Origin of the sequence: Bacteroides sp. M10, from assembly GCF_014334015.1 — a bacterium.
Lineage (GTDB): Bacteria > Bacteroidota > Bacteroidia > Bacteroidales > Bacteroidaceae > Bacteroides > Bacteroides intestinigallinarum.
Window position 1 is genome coordinate 5,727,807 of sequence record NZ_CP060488.1, and the last position, 20,319, is coordinate 5,748,125.

Genomic DNA, 20,319 nt, shown 5'->3' on the forward strand with positions numbered 1-20,319 from the left:
TGCTATAAAAAAAACTCAGGAGCATCTTTTTTCAACTTTTCAACAGAAGGTAGTAATTCCATTTCATTATTTACATTTAATAAGATATTGGGAAAAATAGATTTACCCAATCTCATATTATTTTTTATAACATCAATATCAATTTCACCTTGATCATTAAAAATTTCTTTTGAATGACAGTCTAAAGCATGTGCATAAGATTTCAGTTTATTCACAACAAAGGCCTCATCTCCTAACCATGAATGATGATATCCTTTTATCCCTTCCAAGCACTTCATCTTATTTAATAGTTTAGACTGTTCTCCCATTTTTCTTAGATAATCGGAATCATTATAAAAGTTCTCTCTTAAATATTTTCCTTTTACTATAAAAATTCGGTAGGAATAATGAGTAGGCCCACTCCAATTGGAACAAAACAAATTAAAATAAAACATCGTGAAATGTATTTTTATAGTGATTACACCATAATGATTAACCGCATCAATTATCTCATCAGCATATTTACTATCTATTATCTCATCTATGTCTGATAATATTAGTATATCATCATCCTTATAATTACTATTCCAGAGCGAATAATTACGCGATACGCCCTCATTATACCAAGCTGTATCTCTTACCATATTATTCATCCACCGACTAATTGGGTGAACAAAAAAATGAGGAATATATTTACGTGGCTTTTTATATAACTTTAAAGCATCCATTTGATGATAATGAACTTTCTCACAATCATTTTGAAACATATAGTCATGACTTGTATATTTGAATGATTTATCAAATTCAGTTATATGAATTTCATCAACCCACTTACTTGCCTCTGCGATATTTATATCTGCCACTAAGTTTTCATTATAAAATGGGCAGCATAGAATAATTTTACTCATAAAAGAACCACTTTAGTTTAATATTTTCCTATAAAAACACATAAATATTTAGTATAGACTAACCGCCCGGTAAAAAACAACAAATACTTACATGCCACAACCTTCATTTAGCGAATATCTTCTATATTCTTCTATTATTGATTATTTTCCTTAAATCCCAATACACCCAAACAATAAATAATCCCCACATAAATATTAGATTTAATATCATTAATTCAATCCCATACTGTTGAACGACCCACGGTATTACTATAAGAACATAAACAAACATAATAGAATATCCATAAACAATTGCATTCAACTTATTGGTTGCATTTTGTAATAATGAAACATTATCAAAAACAATTCTTATTGAAAACAAGATTCCGACTAACACAAACATAGCCACATTTGACTTAAACTCATTCCCAGCAATAAATTCCATAAAGAAATCTCCTAAAATAGAAACTAGAATTACAACACAAGAAAAGAAAGTAATTGTTATACATACAGACTTTTTCAACAAACTCCAACACCAATCATAATTATGCTTTTGAAAAGCAGAAGCAAGTTCACTCCATAATGGATTAAATGCACTCTGATATATACCACCAAAAAATGAAAAAATTTTCTGCACAACATTTATATTAGCTGCTACCCCCAAACCTACCATAGAGCCTGCATAAATTGTTAATACATTCTGTAGAAAGCTACTAAAAAGCTGTACACTCAAAAATTTAACACCTATGGTTAACATTTCTTTTATCTTATGATAACAATCCCTACAATTAAAAGAATAAGCAAACCATCTTCGCTTATAAACAAAGTAAAGTGTACCCAATAATGAAATCAATAAATTAGATGTAAAATAAGCAACAGCAACATATGTAATATGAATTTTATTAACAGACAAACATAAAACCATCATAAATGCAACAATTGACTTCACCGAATTCACTATAGAATAAAGTTTTGACTCCCCAAATGAAAAAAACAAAGGGATTCCCATACCAAATGGTATGTTAAAAAGAAAAATAAACTGTATTATTAAAAATATTGATCTTCCTTGTTGCCTTAAATACTCATTATCCGTTTTAAATAAATGTTCAAATGGAATATAACTTGATATTGATAATAAAATAATCGACAAAAAGATGGCCAAACACATAAAAAAAATCAAAGCCGAGTAGAAATACTGTTTAGAAGTGGCGAGACCTTTGGAGCCATTCAGGATTTCTCGACTTATTATATTTCTCAGAACATTAACAACACCAAAATCGCCTGTTACAATAACAGCAGCAATAGATGTTACACTTGCCCAAAGTCCATATTCCTCTTGCCTATAAAAATTCAACAAGACAAAAATAAGCAAAAACTGTAAAACGCTACCAATAATGGAAGATGCCACTACCCAAGAGACACCTTTAAACAAAATATTATATCTACTATACATAAAATATGCAAGCATCCTATTCGAACGCAAATTGCTAAATTCACCTACCTTTTTACACTAAAAAAGATTTGAATAATCTTAATTAATTCAATAAAACTCAAAATAGATTCCCGTAATCAGTGTATTCACACATAAAACCTACAACTATATTTTACACAACAGTAGGACTTCAAGCTATTAAAAAAACACAATAACTCTCTATTATTAACCAATTTATAGCACAATATTAAATTGCCAAGCTATTATCTGAATGATTTTATCTTTTATCGAATACTGCATAGGAGAAATTATCTCATTACAATATTCTTTTTTACAAAAAGAATATTGTTCTATACTCTCTACTATATTCGATATAATACAAAACATATTATATTTATTCAGAACTAAATTTCTTGACTCAATGATTGAATTTACAGAATCTTCATATTTTGAAGACAAAAGAACTGTTTTTAGTTGATGAATAGCTACTTCAAAATTGTTTATATCAATAGTATCCATTGAGTCATTTGAAAAATATTCATTTATATTTGTGCACCCATAATAAATAGGATAACATCCAGCTAAGAAACAGTCTGCTAATTTTTCCGTCCAATAATTAGGATAAGAACAATTCTCTATCACGATAGAATATTTATAACGTGAAAGAACATCCCATTTGTCAGATATTGATTTGTACCCATTCCCATATACATCTACTAAATCTGGATACTCTTTCAAAACCCGTTCCACAAAACGTACCCTATTTCGATGCCCTTTTGTAAATGTCTTATTAGAAGTTATTAAGCAAATCTTATTTAAACGAGAATGCAAATTCTCATTTTTCCGAAAATCAAGATAGGTTAGATATTCGTTGCTACTACACTGATGTGTATTTTCACGCAAATGACATCCAACCATCCATGGCAATAATGGAATGGATAGTTTCACTGAACCATCAGCTATTTTCTTTTGATGACAGCCATACACTCTTCCAAACTGCTCCAAAAATTTACTATTATATTTTTTCACATAAGGAGGCTCCCCTAGAAAAATTATTCTTTGAGTTTTAGAAAGAGTCGTTTCAATTTCTTCTTTTAAGCTATCAATTACGACAATATAGTCATAGTCATCTACTTCGGAGAAAACAAATTCACAATTCCCCCATACAGTTTTAGCAGGATTTGGAAATTGTCTTTGTAGTGGAATATTAAAAGGAGCAGGAATATAAACCTTTATCATTTTGTGTAAAACTTCAACAAACGTAAAATATATTTAGGAAAATAATTGAATAAAGAATATTTATAAAATAGAAAGAGTGCTTTCCTTTTATATGGGACATCCCCAGTCTTCAATTGTAAATCACGCAAATAATTATAAATATTAAAAATTCGCATGTCTAATAACAAGCTTTGATCTTCTACTTGAGTTGAAAAAAATTTAATTAAAGACAAGTATTGAATAAACTCATGATGTTGACTATCTTGACTTGGAGATATAAAATAATACATATAACATTGAGGTAGGTATACTACTCCTCCTTTATTTGCAATAGCAGAAATAAAGGAGCAATCACAATATTTCCCTCCTTTGAGCCAATCCATTTTAGCCCCAATAATTTTGGATCTTCTATACATAAAAGAAGGGAAAGGAGCGATATTACCAATAGCATATTGTCTTACAACACTTCCGCTATTTTCCATTTTTTTTATATTTTTGGAAACAAACATTTTCTTCTTTGTATTCTTCCCATTAATATTTAAATATCCACTACAACCTACTGCACTGATTTCATCATGAGTGAATAAATATTCATATAATGCACTTACCATATTAGGTAACATCTCATCATCATCATGAAATAACATAAAATATTCACTAGTATTAGTTGCTAATATATAATTAAAATGAGCAACTAAACCTGATGAACATTCCTCTCCCCTTCTGATATAGCTTATCCTTGCATCACTATTTATGATATTTTTCAACAGACTTAATGTATCTTCATTATCCGAATTATCTGATATAACTATCTTCAAATTCGGATAATTTTGTCGTCTAACTGAATTTAAAGATCGTAACACCTCATTTGGTCTATTGTGTGTTAGAATATACACGCAAACATCTTTACTCATTCCAATCATTTTTTTATTAATTCAATATACGTCCAATTTGTACGTCACCCATTCAGAGTTCACTCATTATCAAATATTTACGCACTTAATACAAGCAAATATTGCTAATTATTTCCTCAAACATAGTAAGCATCATTTTTTAATTGGTACATCCTTTTATATAAACAGTTAAATAGGCCTTCATTAATTAGTGAAATAACAAGACATCGAAATTAAACGCTTACAACTGTTAATTTAAGAATTACTAAACACTCGTTTTCGGACAAACTTATATATCCAACTAGGAAATAAAAATATAAATATTAGCGTCCATAGCTTTCTACCAATAGTAGATTGACTTTTCAACATATCTTTGTATATAGGACGATATTCACTTTTAAATATAGATGTTTGAGACATGATAGAGAAAAACTCCCTATTTCTATTCCCCTGAGAACTCCAAAGCTCTCGCGCTGATTTTATCAATCCCCACTTCTCAAAATCCGCATACATATTAGGTATCCCAATAAATCGATAATAGGGAGATCTACTCATCCATGGACGATTATAAGGTTTTCGTTGGATACATAGAGGGTATGGTATATAGCATATTTTATCAAACATAAAACCATGTAATATTTTACCCAAAAACTCGTAACCAAAATGAGAAGAAGTTATTACCTTTCCTCGATTACGTTTCCAAAGATCATTCTTAAATATAAATGAAGATAGAAAAGTTATATCAAGGGCATGTTCTACTAAAAAATCATTGATTGTATTAAAGAATTCAATCGAACAACTGGTATTTCTATCATTTACCAATAGTTTATTAATACAATCAATATTATCATCATAACCGACCAATCGATTATAATGAACTAATCCCACATCTGAATACTCTTTTACTATCTTTAATAAAACATCTAATAGATAAGGGGCAGGAATGTCATCATCTCCCCACATCAAAATATACTTGCCATTTGCTAAATCATTTGCTCTGGATATACTATATCCGACATCAACATGTTCTGCAAAATTAACAAAACCGACATTTTTATTTTTAAGGTTATATTTCTCCAAAAAGGAGTCAGTTCCATCCGTTGAAGCATTATTACATACACAGAAACTAATATCATTCGCGTTACGATTTACTTGATCAAGAAAACAGTCTAGAGTCAATTTTAAGTATTCTTTCCTATTAAACGTAGGAAGTACTATTGAAATTAGTTTATCATACATGTTTCAAACTTAATATTTATCAATTACATCAACAATACTGATATTTGCCTCAAAACCTATAGCTTCACGGAGTTTCTTGCCATCAAGAGCCAAATATTTCATGGTGGCATCATTACGTTGTACAATTCCAAAGCAATCAGATGGTATTTTTTTACCCATAGAACGGTGAATCTTTGATACAATTTCTCTAACAGTTACAGTTTCCTTACCCTCAATATTATATACTCCAGATGGGAGATTCTTCTCCACGGCAAGACCGATCACGCATGGAACTTCACTTACATAGATATATTGTCTCGTTTGGTCTCCTGCCGTAAAAGACAGTTTCTCACCATTACGTATTGAATATATAGTGTAAGGAATCAGACGCTTCGGGTTTTCGCCTTCACCATAAATAGTCGGGATATAGAAATGCCAATGTGTGAAGTTGTGCTTGTATGAAGCAACGAAACTGCTCAACATACGCTTGCTGACAGTGTAATCATTCGGTGCAACACATATAGATGAGAGAATATCTTCTTCTGTGAAGTATCTCTCATCGCACGTCTCACCCATCTCAAATACACTGCCAAAAGTCACAAATCGACCTTCATAGTCCAGTTCCTTCAGTTTGTTACAAATAGCAACAGGAACCGTTACATTGAGGGTATATATAAGATTATAGTCTTCATTTAAGTTTGATTGAATGCCTGCACCAATGGCATAGATAATAATGTCACTCGTTAACAATCTGTTATAATTGAGATCAGTATCCATCAAATTCACCTTATAGAAATTGTCGTACTTATGGCCAACAGGTTCATCAAGTCCATACATGTCCATATCCCATCCTTGCAGATTGCTGTATCGAGCTATGGCAGTAGAAAGAAAGCCATTTGTTCCTAATATAGATATTTTCATATTATCCTATAAATTTATTAATTTCCTCTATGCACAATGCATAGACATCCTCATTCTTATATCGCTTATACCAATCCACGACAAGTTCTATACACTGCTGCATGTTCATGCGAGGCTTCCATTCAAGACGAATCTTTGCCTTATTGATATTGAGCATAAGAAGCTTAGCTTCATGAAGGGCATTGGGATCTGAAAGGTCACGTAGTTTATTAGCTATAAATTCAAATGAAACTTCATCGCTATGGTATTTTTTTACTATTTCAGTAGCAACTTCCCATACAGTACAAACAGACTCTGAATCAGGACCGAAATTCCATCCCTCATTATATTCAGTCGGATGTTCCCACATCTTTTGGGCAAGCATCATATAACCAGAAAGTGGCTCAAGCACATGCTCCCAAGGACGAACTGCTTTAGGGGAACGAATGTCTATTATATTATTTGCCTCCAATGCACGAATGCAGTCAGGAATGATACGGTCTTTTGCCCAATCCCCACCACCAATCACGTTACCTGCACGAACAGAAGCGATGGACACAGTGTGTTTCTTGCCATAATCTGCTTGATTGAAGAATGAGCGTCTCCAGGACTGGATAGCCACCTCACATGCACCCTTTGAAGAACTATATGGATCGTATCCCCCAAATGGACTGGTTTCAACATAACCCTCTTTCTGCTCATTATTGTCGTAACACTTGTCAGTTGTAACCATTATTCCCACTTTCACACTCTTAGTGGCACGAATAGCTTCCATTATATGAATAGTACCCATGACATTTACTTCATAGGTCTCTACTGGAATATCGTAAGAGAGACGAACGAGTGGTTGAGCAGCCAAATGAAAAACTATCTCTGGCTGATATTTAGCAAAGACTTCTTTCATCAATTCTCTATCCCGAATATCTCCACGCAAATCAGCTTTAATCTTCTTTCCGATTCCGGATAAGACATAATTATCCCGTTCAGAAAATGGATCTAGGGCTATACCAATAACTTCAGCTCCTAGTTCATGCAACCAAATGCTCAACCATGCCCCTTTGAATCCAGTATGCCCTGTTACAAGGACTCGTTTACCTTTATAGAAATTCTTAAATATATCGATCATAATTGATAAATAATAGTATCGGAAGGGTTATAAGCAAGATCAGTGTAAGCCAACACTATAAAATTGCTATCACTTAGATTTTCAAATATATGTGCCACATTATTAGGAACAAATACCGAAATAGGATTTTCAAGAGACATCACTACTTCCATCTTTTCATGTGTCTCGACATCTTCAAGCTTCAGCATGGCTTTACCTTCAATAACAGTAAACCATTCTACCGCCTTTGGATGATAGTGTCCACCTTTCGCTTGCCCTTTCGTCCCCATAGTGAGATAAACTTCTCCTGTATGAGAAGGTATGTTTTCTTCCGTACCAGTAATCACTTTCAAAAACCACCCTCTTTCATCCTCAACAAGGTGACGAGGAATAATCTTTATTCTATCTTGTAGCATTCTATTTTACCATTTTTTCCAAGGAGCCTTCCCTAAAGCGAGAAGTTCCTCAAGCATTTCCATTTCACGTTTATTATCCATACACTGCCAAAAACCTTTGTGGCGATAAGACATTAATTCACCTTCTTCCGCAAGTTTAACAAGAGATTCACGTTCAAACACTGTAGAATCGTTTTCGATATAATCAAAGATTTTCGAGTTTAGTACCATGTACCCAGCATTAATAGAAGCTCCATCAGAGATTTCTTTCTCACGAAAAGCTTTTACTGCGTTATTACCACCTATATTGAGTACCCCCTTCTCCTGTTTCAAAAAAACTGAAGTTAAACTTGCTATCTTTCCATGTTTTTTATGAAACTCCAATAATTTTTGAATATCTACATCACAAACACCATCTCCATAAGTCATAAAGAATGGTTCATTTCCAACATATTTTTGAATCCGTTTAATACGCCCACCTGTCATGGTATTAAGCCCCGTATCAACCACCGTTACTTTCCATGATTCACAGTGATTCTCATGAATAGTTATCTCATTTTTTTTCTCTGTATAGTCAAATGTAATATCACTATTATGAAGAAAATAGTTGGCAAACCATTCTTTTATGTACTGCTGGCGATAACCAGCACAAATTATAAACTCTGTAAATCCATAGTAGGCATATTCTTTCATAATATGCCATAAAATAGGCTTACCACCAATCTCAATCATAGGTTTGGGCTTGAATTGAGATTCTTCTGAAATACGTGTACCGAACCCTCCAGCAAGAAGAACAACTTTCATATATACAAATAAATATTATTTATTTTTACATTACTACAATTTTGAATTAAGTAATTCTATTTCAATAGTCATTAGTTGAAGCTTTTATCCAATTTAATATGCATTCTTCTCCCCCATAATCACATTTGCCACAGTCTTATAAATGATATATAAATCAAGCAATATTGTCCAATGTTCCATATACCAAATATCAGCTTTTACACGTCCTTCCATCTGTGACAATTCTTTAGTTTCACCACGGAAACCATGTGTCTGCGCCCAACCGGTTACACCGGGTTTAATAAAGTGGCGTACCATATACTTATCAATCAACCGAGCATATGTCTCTGTATGAGCCAACATATGAGGACGAGGACCGACTATTGACATATCACCTTTAAATACATTTATAAGCTGCGGAAGTTCATCAATATTAGAACGCCGGAGAAAATCTCCAAAACGGGTTTTCCGAGGATCATCAACTGTTGCCTGTTTCTTATCCGCTTCTTCATTGACCTTCATAGAACGAAATTTGTAACACTTGAATTCCCGACCATTTAATCCGGTTCTCATTTGTGTAAAGAATATAGGACCGGGAGACGTTAGTTTAATAATACTTCCCACGATAAGATAAACAACTGGAAAAATAGTGACTAAAAAAATGCCGGATAAAACAATATCGAACACCCGTTTTAATACACGATTTTCCATTTTACTAAGAGGTTCATACCGCAAATTTAAAATCGGCATATTGCCAACCATACTATGCCAGATACGCCGGGGAAAACCTTTACAAACATTAGGAACACCATGAAAATAAAGCAAATGATTCTCACAGTAATTTATAATAGAAACATTGTAACGTCCCTGCTCCATTGACAAAGAACAAAATACATGCTTTATCCCCGTTTGTCCAGACATAAAATCGGCAAAACCGTCAGGATTACCCAAATATGGACATTGAGATGAAAGAATATCATTAGATTTAATATCAAAATAACCGACAACCTCATAGATAGACGCCAGAGAACTATCCATTTCTTCGTATAACATCTGCATATTATTACCTCCACCTATAAATACTGCATGGCGTTTATGATTGCCTTTAGCACAATAACCAATCAGTGAACGACGAATAATGATACGATAGATGCTTAAAACGACAAAGAGAATAAAAAAATAGATGACAAAAAATAAAGGAGAAACAATAGAAATTCCGCTAAAAGCCATGATACATGCCCAAAAAACAGAAAACATCATAATATTCTTCAAAACACGCAATACAAGCTGATCCGCACGAATTTCTCTGCTGTTCCAAGCCTTCCCACGGGAAGCAGAACACGCCAAATAACAAAGACTTAAAGAAGTCATCATCAAAGAAGCAGTACCAGAAAAAGGCGAATACACAAACGCTTTTTCCCAAAAGAGAAGGAGCAGGAACAAACTGAAGTTCAGAATAATCAGATCTCCCAAAACCACAATAAGTTCTACGACTTTATTTATCTGGTTAGTTGATGCCATTATCACCTTATTTATGGATTTTAGGCCTGTATTTCTTTGAACTTATTCAGAATATTTTTCCCAAATAACTTCCAGGATATAACAATACAAACAGATAGAAAGATAAATGCCAATATATATATCTTTTTACTGGTTCCTGAAGGATCCAATGGAACCACTGCAGGTTCTACTACAGCAAATACAGGCTTCTCTTCCTGAACTTTGGCTCTGGCAACCTGAAGTTGACTGGCAACCTGACTATATACTTGGTAAGCAAGACTCATATCATTCTGTAATCGCTCTTGTTCTGCACGAACACTTTGCAATATGATATTATCATGAGAATCCATATAATCGGCATATTTTTTCTGCGCGGCATAATATTCTTGCTGACGTTCTTTAAACAATTTCTCCAGATAGAGACAATCCTCTTTTGCCTTGAAAGTACGATAGTCTATGATGTATTCCTGCAATTTCTTTACGACAGAATCGGCAACCACTGCTGCTACTCTAGGATTTTGCAAAGTTACAGCAACGGAAGTCATAGATGTTTTCTTATCTACAGAAGCAGTTATCATTTTCTTTAGAATTTCAATCTTCATAGACTCCATCTTAGATAATTCAATTGTACCCTGATTCGCTTTACCGAAAGATATTGATTCATCTTCTTCAGTAAATAATGACTTAACTCCACCAAGTACCATACTTGGAAATCCAATTACATAACTCCACCAAGGGGAAGATTCTTCATCCAAATAAGTGTTCAAAGCCATATTTTCATCTTTCGATACAGGTATCCTCATTGTAGAGAGTTCTAATAAAAAAGGAGTAGAAGAAACAATATCTGGAGACAAAGAGGCATTCAAAGCATCGGTTCCATCCCCCATAGTAACACCACTTCCTAAGAAAGAAGCAGCCAAACCTGATAAACCACCTTCTTTAGAAGTACCCATCTCCGGAGAAAGGGTGACTGTTACAGTATATTGTTTAGGAATACTTAAAGCAATTATAATTCCTATCACTAATCCAATACCAACTGCTTTATAAATTGTCTTACGAATAGCAATAATCTTACGGAGAATATCCATTAAATCGATTTCAATTTCATCACCCTGATGATTATTTTTCCCTTGTTTTACTTCTCTTTCAGATTCTCCTTCTATCATAGTCATATAAACTATTATTCTTTATTTTTTTATCAGATTGGCAATCGAAGCAACCATCATTCCTAAAGTACTAAATGTAGTAGCATAACCTAAGATATTTCCAATATTAGTTTTCTTCTTAGCTTTACTAGGCACAATTATCTCACAACCCGGCTCAATCTGTTTCTTACCACTACCTTTCACCTTAGTCACCTGACCATTCATGTATACGATAAATTTCTTACTCTTCTTTGCATTTTCAGAATAACCACCAGCTTGATTCAGGTAATAATCTATATCTTCACCCTTTATATAAGAAACTGTATTCGGAACCATTACAGCACCATTGATCGTAACCGTATTATTGTTTTTCGGGATAGAAATCACATCACCTTCACGCAAGACAATATCTGCTGTACTACCAGGATTCGCGAGCGCCTTTTCCAAGTCAATGCCAACACTAAAGGTATCTTCCACACGGACACCTAAAGAGTCCATCATAGCCTCACCCAACTGTCTGCTCATCAAGCGGATCACATCACCCATGCGTTTCTTTTCACTTGCATTGGCCACACGAGTCAATTTGGCACCACGTAAGTAGGCATAATTCGTTGCACCTCCCGCTTTATTGATTAAGTCAGAAAGACGTTCTTCACGACTGGTCATAGCATAAGAGCCTCCGAACAGAATTTCACCTTCAACAACTACATTCTGTTGAGCTTGATAACCCGGACTGCGACGTACATAAACTTCATCGTAAGGTTGAAGGACAAAGCCGGGAGTTCCATCTACAATAAAACCTTCTTTTAGGGAGAATGTATATATCTGGCCGATAGTATCGTTATCTACTGTACTACGAGGATTCTTAATTCTACGGGATACATCTACACGAACTACAGAAGCGGCTTCACGCAAGCCACCCGCCTGAATAATCAAGTCTTCAAGGGTCATGTTATCAGCATAAGGATAAGAATCCGGTTTGGCTACTTCACCGTGGATTACGACGTTGCCTCTGTCTTCCAGGTCATGAATACTCGGAATATAAAGGATATCGTTTTTCATCAGGATGATGTTTTGGGAAGTACCATCCATGATAGCTTTAATGTCTACTGGAACAACTTCGGTAGTCAAGTCCTCACGCTGGCGGTAGAGAACGGCACGGTTCAAGAAGGCATCACCGGTCAGACCTTGAGCTTCGTTTACCAGTTCACGGACTGTATTCAGCTTTCCATTCAACTGGTAGATGCCGGGACGATAAACGGCTCCGCGAATTTCTAGTTTGTTGATGAAGCGGTTAAGGATGGCTTCAGCGGTCACAACATCACCGTTTCGCATTTTATAGACACTATAGTCAAGGTCTTTGACCGTATTTACTTCATATTCCTGTCCATTCTGGCGTACGACACGCAATGAACGAGTGTAGGCGTCGGCTTCAAAGCCACCGGCATAGCTGATAAGAGTGGATAGACTCTCATCCTTTTTCATTTCGAAACGCATTGGACGTTTCACTTTTCCGTCGATCTTAACCAATACATCATAGGCAGGGACTATTACTACATCACCTTCCTGAAGCCGGATGTCATCCTGAATGTTTCCTTTCATGATAAATTGGTAGACGTCGATCGTGGCGATATTTTTGCCATTACGTACCAGCTGTACATTGCGAAGGCTTCCTATGTCACTGACTCCACCCGCACGGTAAAGTGCATGGAAGACTGTAGCAAAAGAAGAGAGGGAGTAAGTACCCGGTTGGACAACCTCACCCATTACATTGATCTGGATAGTACGTATGCTGCCCAAAGTCAGACGGATGTCAGAGGTGGGATCATTCGCATTATTAAGGCCATTATATATCTTGTTTAATGTCTTTTTGAGATAGTCATTGGCTTCAGCAATAGTTAGTCCGTTCAGGTTGACAGGACCTATTTTCTGAATGTTGATCGTGCCGTCAGGAGAAATCTGTTGGCGGATAGTGTTCTGGCTGGCTCCCCAGATATCAATAATCACTTCATCACCGGGACCCAGACGATAGTTCAAGGGAGTAGCGATGTTGACGCTGGGTTCAAAAGTCAGGTTACGGGTGTTGAAAATATTTCGTCCGAAAACCTGATTGCCACGTGCGAGGTCTTGAGTGCTCGGGTGGTCTTCCAGCATATCGGAAGTGTTTTCTTTCATTTCCTCACGAAGACGTGATTCATTGACATCGGTACCCGTTGCATTGGAAGCATTAACATTGTTTTGTTGTTCATATAGTTGCTTCACACGAGTTGCCTGTTCTTTGGTCACACCTCTACGTGCCAGTTCAGAGGCTAGTTGTTTCTGTTCTTTACCTTGGCGGATGCCATCCTTTACATATTCAAGAACTTGGGAGTCGCTCATGCTTTGAGCCATTAAAGGAGAAAAAACTCCCAGCAACAGAATGAATAGAAATACGTTAAATTTTCTTCGTGTTGTCATTGGTGATCTTTGTGGGTTCTACATAACCGATTGGCATATCTACACAAGCACAGCCAAGCATATTTAAACGAACGGCAATCTTACTCTTCCCGCCTACAGTCACAAGTTCGCCAACAAGTCCACTCAAAGGACCTTTTATGACACGAACTTTCTCACCACGCGCTAGTGGAGTATCATTCATACAGACTGCTTCTTCGGAATAATCGAGCATGAAACGGAAACGTGCCATCTGCTCGTCAGGAATAACGGCAGGAGTGCTCTCTCCACGCATAACCATATAACGGCTGACCGTAGAAAATGAAAGGACTTCCATACGTTCTTTTGGATTGACATGTACAAAAACCATCATTGGGAGTAAGACTGTATCAACCATCTTACGACGGTCACTCCATTGATGAATTTGCTGCTGAACGGGAACAAAAGAATCAATTCCCATCTTAGATAAACGCTCGGCAACTTTCTTCTCGTGGTGCATTCGAACGAGTGCTACATACCAGCGTTTTGAGTGTGCTACGCCTTCCCCTGTCCCACTACTAGGCCCGGCATTTACTGATTTCGGTTTCGTTAAAATCATATTTTTTTACCCCATGTTCATCCGTTACTTCTTAGGTAACGGACAACACACATATAGAATACACATCGCTGTGAAAAAAGGAAAAAAATCGATTATGAGGGAATATAAAAGCGGGCACCTAACATTCAATATAAAACATTCTTGAATTTAGGTAATAAAAAGCCTTTGAGCATGAAGATGTTATCCTTCATGTTCAGATAGATTCATGTTGCATATTTTAGAGAAAAAGGAAAAAAAGAAGTTTATTGTTTGTTTGCTATTAATATTTTTACCTATCTTTGTAGCGAATATAATTCCGTTACCTAAGAAGTAACACCAGCATTAAGTCCCTAATCCATAATGCTTTAATAATATAAATCAGAGCATTTTAAAATTGCAAACGTAAGAATAATTCAATTTATTTACTTTTGTTCTTTCTTCCAATTCGAAACCCTTTAAATATATCTGTGTTGTTTTAATAGATTTGTGTCCCAGTGATTCGCTAATCATTTCGATAGGTACACCTCTGTACTTGGCAGTCGTAGCCCAAGAATGACGAAGCGTATACGACGTGACGGGCGAATGTAGCCTTAATTTTCTGGACAGGCTTTTCAACTCATTATTAAAACGTCTCAAAGCTGACTGATACTCACGATAGGCTCCTTCTTCATTCCGCTTGTACGCTCCGCTTAATATCCGGAAAAGATAATCTGGATAACCAGAACTCCGGGCGTCAGATTTATTATACAATCCCCCAATTGCATTCTGCGCTGACTCCAGCACTTCTATACTCATAGGAGTACCGGTCTTGGTACGATTGTACTTCAAAAGCCCCCGCTCCAGATTAGACTTTTCCAAATGGGCTAAATCAGAAAAAGGCATTCCACAAAACTGAAATAACAGATTGGCAATGGCCTGCGTCCGACGAAGCTTTTCCGATTGAGGATCTTTGTTTAATAGCATGTGAAGTTCGCCGATCGGGATAGCTTTCTTCTGACGTGTATCCACCCCGGTAAAAACATCCCGGAACAAACCATGTACATAAGGAGCCTGATGCATATCGACACCACGATTGTAGATACTACGCAACATACGCATATACGTAGAAATCGTATTGGGCTTCAAACGGGAAGCCATCAGATAGTTGCTATACCTCTTTAGAGTTTCACGGTTTATCTTACTAAACGTGATGGATTGAGTTCCACAAAACTGCGAAAAAGAACGAATAGCGTGTTTATACACATGGGCCGTAGAATAACGACCCTCTTGTCGCAAACAATCGATGTAATTGTTTGCACAAATAGTAAATCGATTTTTTTCCATAAATTATAACTTATCTCATACGTGTTATTAAAAACGTGCGGAATATAGTAAGATTATAGATAAAATGAACCACAATTTTAAATTTACTTACTGTTTTAGATAGAATTTCGAATTATTTCTAAAAAAAATAAGTGAAGCCATGCAGTATTTTCAATAACCGTGCATTTAACTTATAAAAGAGGAAAAAAAGAGAAATCAAACCATATATCATTAAAACCTACAACCTGAGCTTAACAAGTGAAGTGGGGAAAAATAAAAAAAAGAGAGAGAGTTTTTTATACAACGTCCCCAAAAACGAGGAATCCCTGCCAATTTTCGAGTTGGCAGGGATTTATTTTTCATCTTCAAGAAGATGATCTTTTTACTTGCAGTATTTGGTTATCAATTCATCTGCGTTCGGATCACCCAATTCTTTCGCTTTCTTAAAGTTGCCGCAAGCTTCATCTGTCTTCTTCAGCTGTATCTGGCAAAGTCCCAATAAACGGTAAGCCTCACCATATTTAGGATCAGTCTTCAATATATTATTCAAAATCTGAATAGCTTCTTCATACCGTCCTACACGGAGGTTTATAACTGCATGCTCTGCCTGATAGGTGAGGTCTGTCGGATTCATCTCGATGGCCTTGGCAATATCGTCTAAAGCGCGTTGAAACTGACGGGCTTTCAAAGCTGCCTGTTCGCGATAATAATAGAACACGTCGTTCACTTCTCCCTTGACTGCCGTATGGTAAGCATCATAATCGAGCATTGCATTTCGTGCCTGGTCGGCATTCATATTCATCTGCGCACGTTCCAACAAGTATGGAGCAAAGTCGGCTGTAATTGGTTGCGGGCAACGGGCAATACAGCTATCCATTAAGGCCACCACTTCTTTCGGATCCCCTTTCAGCAGTTCCTTCGTTTTGGCAGCACTAAAGAAAGTGGCCGGAGAAGCAATATTGCTGGCATTTACCTTTTCATAAGCAGCCAAAGCACCGGCATAGTCTTGTTGGGCAAACAGTATATCGCCTTCCATTTGAGTGTAAATTGGCAGCGGATCAATAGCAATTGCCTGACGGACATTCTTCAAAGCGGTGTCATACGTCCAGTCTTTGTAAGTTTTCTCCGGCTTCGATAATTGATAAGCATACATTAGCTTACCTATATTATAATATACATCATCTTTCTTCTGGGCTACTTTCAGAGCCTGATTAAAGTCGGCAACGGCTTTATCATACCAAGTCTGGTCGTCTTTACCTTTAGATGCATAATAATTGGCACGACGGAGATAACCATCTGCATTGGCAGGGAACTGGCGGATGAAGTCATCCAACAGCTTTTCATAGTCCTCGCCCGAAAGGCTCGAAGAGGCCATGAACAGATATACTAATGCCTGATCTTCCGTTTCGGGTAAACCTTTCCGGATACCAATGCTTTTCAAGGCAGCGTCTCCCAAAGAAAGAGCACTGATTTTCTGCGACATGGCAAAAGCTGCTCCCGCCGCATAGCAAGTAGTCACCGTATCGATACCGGATGATTTCTGCGCAATACCAAATACCTGACCTTCCGCATTCATCACCGGACAGCTCACCATCTTATCTTTCATATGCATGCTCAATGTATAATAATGGTATTCTCCGGCTACTTTGGAAACATCTTTCACCTTACCATTAACACAAGCAATGCTTTTCTGCGTAGAATAAGGAAGCATCCATGCTTCGGCTCCTGCCACCGGGGCTGTTTTGGCAACGATCAGCGCAGGCACTTTCTTCTCGGTGATAGCCACACGGAACTTAATGACATCATACATATCATTCGCTCCAAGTATCAGGCTGACCGGCATCTGCTTGCCTTCGGAAGTAATCACTACCGCACGTTCAGCTCCTTTAAAAAGAGTATAATCTGATAAAGCCAATCCGTCTTCGGACACAAAGAATCCGTTTCCCGTATTCAGCATTTTATCATTCTTGTCATAAGTCACTATTGAGAAGACTGCACGTTTTGCCTTCTCTACCCATTTTGGGGTTTGTGCCATGCTTCCTTGTACCAGAAAGAAAAGCAGTAAAGGTAGAATTAAAATCTTCTTCATATCAGTCATTGTTTCTTTGTTTCACAGCTTCGTAAATCAAGATACCGGCAGCTACAGAGACATTCAAGGATTCGATAGTGCCCAGCATCGGAATTTTTACCCATTCATCACAGAGGGCAAGGTTCTCATAAGAAACTCCTGTATCCTCCGCTCCCATTATGATGCAGAGGGGACCTGTATAATCGGCCTTGGTATAGTCATAATCTCCTTTTTCGGTAGCAGCCACAATGCGGAAACCACTGTCTTTCAGATATTGCAGAGTCGAACGGAGGTTCTGTTCACGGCATACCGGAAGAGTATGTAGTGCTCCTGCCGATGTTTTCACGGCATCAGCATTGACCGACGCACTACCCCGGACAGGAATAATCACAGCATCGACAGCTGCACATTCGCAGGTACGTGCAATCGCCCCAAAATTGCGTACATCAGTCACTCCGTCGAGCATAACAAAAAACGGATTTTTTCCTTGCTCAAACAAGAAAGGAACAAGATCCTCCGCTTTCTGATAAGTCACAGAAGAAATGAAGGCGATCACTCCCTGATGATTTTTCCGGGTAATACGGTTGATACGCTCTACCGGAACACGCTGAACAGGTATCAGCGTACCTTTCAAAGCTGCAAAAAGCTCCTTGGAAAGATCACTTTGAATATCTTTCTTCACGAGGATCTTATCTATCTCTTTTCCAGCCTGAAGGGCTTCTATCACGGCACGAACGCCGAAAATCATTTCACTTTTATCTAACATCTGGTTGATTTTCTATTTTACTATTTACTATTCACTATTTATCAGTTGCGGGCAAGCAGGGATTTGGCATTGCTAAGGGCAGCTTCAGTGAGAGTGGCGCCACTAAGCATGTGAGCTATTTCCTCTACTCGTTCTTCGTCAGTGAGACGGCGGATATGGCTGTTGGTTTCCGTATCGCTATCTTTCTTGTATACCTTATAATGAGCACGCCCACGGGCAGCAATCTGCGGCAGGTGGGTGATACTGATTACCTGACGGTTGCGGTCGCCCATCTCCTGCATCATGTCCGCCATACGGTCGGCTATTTCACCGGAGACTCCGGTATCTATTTCATCAAATACGATAGTCGGTAGTTTGACGGCTCCGGCAATCATTGCCTTGATAGAAAGCATGACACGGGCAATTTCGCCTCCTGAAGCTACGGAAGAGATATTCTGCAAGGTACCGTTCTTATTGGCGGAAAACAGGAAGTTGACTGTATCCTCTCCTTGCAATCCCGGCTCTTTCTTCAGTCCCATTTCTATCTGGAAACGAACATTCGGCATTCCTAATGGAATCAACCGGGCAGCCAGCTGTTTTTCTACTTCACGAGCAGCTTTCGTACGGGCTTTGGTCAGCACTTCTGCCTGTTGTTTCACTTGTTTATATTGTTCCTCTTTGCGAGCAGTCAGTTCGGCGATACGCTCATCATAGGAAGTGATGTCCGACAATTTGCTACGGTATTCATCCGTTAGCGCTATCAATTCGTCAAGGGTTTGTGCCCGATGTTTCTGCTGTAAGGAATAAATCAGATTCAACCGTTCATTCACTTCGTCCAGACGGACCGGATTGAATTCAACGGAGTCACTTTGTAAGGAGACTTCGTGCGAAATATCTTTCAGTTCGATATAAGCGCTCTCCATACGTTCGGTAAGTTCCTTGGCCGGCTGATATACTCTTTGTAGATTATTCAGTGTATTCAGACTGTCTTTCAGATAAGAAAGCAATCCGCCTTCATCCGAAGCAAACGACTGTTCCACCCGGTAAAGTCCGGCTTTTATCTCTTCTGCATGACTTAATGTTTCAGCTTCCTGCTCCAGTTCTTCCTGTTCGCCTTCCACCAAACGGGCTTCTTCGAGCTGTTCGAGTTGGAAGCGAATATAATCTTCATCGGAGCGGCTTTTCTCTGCCAGCGACACTAATTCAGCGAGTTCGCGATCAGTCTGTTTCCATTCGTCATAACACAGATGGTATTTCTCCAATGCAGCATCATTATGTGCCAGAATATCAAGTACATTCAACTGAAATCCCTCTTTATTAAGCAGCAGATTCTGATGTTGCGAATGTACATCTATCAGCTGTTCGCCCAGCTCTTTCACTTGTGCCAGCGAAGCAGGAGTATCGTTGATGAATGCCCTGCTCTTACCGGAAGACTGCACTTCACGACGCAAAATGCACTCTTCATCATATTCCAGCTCATTTTCTTCGAAAAACGGGCGCATACCATAAGCAGATATATCAAAACGTGCCTCTATGATACACTTGGAAGCTCCGTGGCGAATCGCTTTCACATCGGCACGCTGTCCTAGCAGGAGTCCGATAGCTCCCAGAATAATTGATTTTCCGGCTCCCGTTTCACCTGTTATAACGGAAAAGCCTGTTTCAAAACTGATATCCAGTTTTTCTATCAATGCGTAATTCTGAATGTATAGTGAACGTAACACCTTATATTTAATTAA

17 protein-coding genes are annotated in these 20,319 nt (G+C 37.4%); all 17 read right to left on the reverse strand.

Annotation, left to right across the window (positions count from 1 at the left end; all coding sequences use genetic code 11):
• Nucleotides 1-2: 2 nt before the first annotated feature.
• On the reverse strand, nt 3-887 hold the full coding sequence (locus tag H8796_RS21235) for a hypothetical protein (protein ID WP_117934894.1): 885 nt from the start codon (nt 885-887) through the stop codon (nt 3-5).
• A gap of 121 nt (nt 888-1,008) precedes the next feature.
• Nucleotides 1,009-2,319, reverse strand: a complete 1,311-nt coding sequence (locus tag H8796_RS21240; protein WP_158570822.1) for a lipopolysaccharide biosynthesis protein — start codon at nt 2,317-2,319, stop codon at nt 1,009-1,011.
• A 213-nt stretch (nt 2,320-2,532) separates the two neighbouring features.
• Nucleotides 2,533-3,537: a glycosyltransferase family 10 domain-containing protein gene (locus H8796_RS21245; protein ID WP_117934898.1), complete on the reverse strand. Its 1,005-nt coding sequence runs from the start codon at nt 3,535-3,537 to the stop codon at nt 2,533-2,535.
• Complete coding sequence (locus H8796_RS21250; RefSeq protein WP_117935025.1) at nt 3,534-4,430, reverse strand: glycosyltransferase family 2 protein; 897 nt, start codon at nt 4,428-4,430, stop codon at nt 3,534-3,536. Before H8796_RS21250 ends, H8796_RS21245 begins: the two co-directional genes overlap by 4 nt.
• Nucleotides 4,431-4,664: 234 nt before the next feature.
• Nucleotides 4,665-5,648 (reverse strand): glycosyltransferase family 2 protein, encoded by a 984-nt coding sequence (locus H8796_RS21255; RefSeq protein WP_117934899.1) that lies wholly within the window; start codon nt 5,646-5,648, stop codon nt 4,665-4,667.
• A 9-nt stretch (nt 5,649-5,657) separates the two neighbouring features.
• Nucleotides 5,658-6,548 carry an NAD(P)-dependent oxidoreductase gene (locus H8796_RS21260; RefSeq protein ID WP_117934901.1) on the reverse strand — a complete coding sequence of 297 codons (891 nt, stop codon included), beginning with the start codon at nt 6,546-6,548 and terminating at the stop codon, nt 5,658-5,660.
• Between the two features lies 1 nt (nt 6,549).
• On the reverse strand, nt 6,550-7,653 hold the full coding sequence (gene rfbG / locus H8796_RS21265; protein ID WP_117934903.1) for a CDP-glucose 4,6-dehydratase: 1,104 nt from the start codon (nt 7,651-7,653) through the stop codon (nt 6,550-6,552).
• Nucleotides 7,650-8,048: a WxcM-like domain-containing protein gene (locus H8796_RS21270; RefSeq protein ID WP_117934905.1), complete on the reverse strand. Its 399-nt coding sequence runs from the start codon at nt 8,046-8,048 to the stop codon at nt 7,650-7,652. Before H8796_RS21270 ends, rfbG begins: the two co-directional genes overlap by 4 nt.
• Before the next feature lie 6 nt (nt 8,049-8,054).
• Nucleotides 8,055-8,831, reverse strand: coding sequence for a glucose-1-phosphate cytidylyltransferase (gene rfbF / locus H8796_RS21275; RefSeq protein ID WP_117934907.1), 777 nt, complete (start codon nt 8,829-8,831; stop codon nt 8,055-8,057).
• Nucleotides 8,832-8,924: 93 nt separating this feature from the next.
• Nucleotides 8,925-10,331: an undecaprenyl-phosphate glucose phosphotransferase gene (locus H8796_RS21280; RefSeq protein ID WP_117934909.1), complete on the reverse strand. Its 1,407-nt coding sequence runs from the start codon at nt 10,329-10,331 to the stop codon at nt 8,925-8,927.
• Between the two features lie 20 nt (nt 10,332-10,351).
• Nucleotides 10,352-11,476 (reverse strand): chain-length determining protein, encoded by a 1,125-nt coding sequence (locus H8796_RS21285; protein ID WP_117935027.1) that lies wholly within the window; start codon nt 11,474-11,476, stop codon nt 10,352-10,354.
• A 21-nt stretch (nt 11,477-11,497) separates the two neighbouring features.
• Nucleotides 11,498-13,912 carry an SLBB domain-containing protein gene (locus H8796_RS21290; protein WP_187343870.1) on the reverse strand — a complete coding sequence of 805 codons (2,415 nt, stop codon included), beginning with the start codon at nt 13,910-13,912 and terminating at the stop codon, nt 11,498-11,500.
• On the reverse strand, nt 13,890-14,486 hold the full coding sequence (locus H8796_RS21295) for a UpxY family transcription antiterminator (protein ID WP_004325374.1): 597 nt from the start codon (nt 14,484-14,486) through the stop codon (nt 13,890-13,892). The genes H8796_RS21290 and H8796_RS21295 overlap by 23 nt, the downstream gene beginning before the upstream one ends.
• A gap of 357 nt (nt 14,487-14,843) precedes the next feature.
• The gene (locus H8796_RS21300; RefSeq protein ID WP_004321252.1) at nt 14,844-15,788 is read right to left on the reverse strand and encodes a site-specific integrase; all 945 of its coding nucleotides are present in this window, start codon (nt 15,786-15,788) and stop codon (nt 14,844-14,846) included.
• A 361-nt stretch (nt 15,789-16,149) separates the two neighbouring features.
• The gene (locus H8796_RS21305) at nt 16,150-17,856 is read right to left on the reverse strand and encodes a serine protease (protein ID WP_009000042.1); all 1,707 of its coding nucleotides are present in this window, start codon (nt 17,854-17,856) and stop codon (nt 16,150-16,152) included.
• 1 nt (nt 17,857) lies between these two features.
• Complete coding sequence (gene rlmB / locus H8796_RS21310) at nt 17,858-18,601, reverse strand: 23S rRNA (guanosine(2251)-2'-O)-methyltransferase RlmB (RefSeq protein WP_004297025.1); 744 nt, start codon at nt 18,599-18,601, stop codon at nt 17,858-17,860.
• A 41-nt stretch (nt 18,602-18,642) separates the two neighbouring features.
• A complete protein-coding gene (gene recN, locus H8796_RS21315; RefSeq protein ID WP_117934911.1) occupies nt 18,643-20,304 on the reverse strand; it encodes a DNA repair protein RecN in 1,662 nt (553 codons plus the stop codon).
• Between the last annotated feature and the right edge of the window lie 15 nt (nt 20,305-20,319).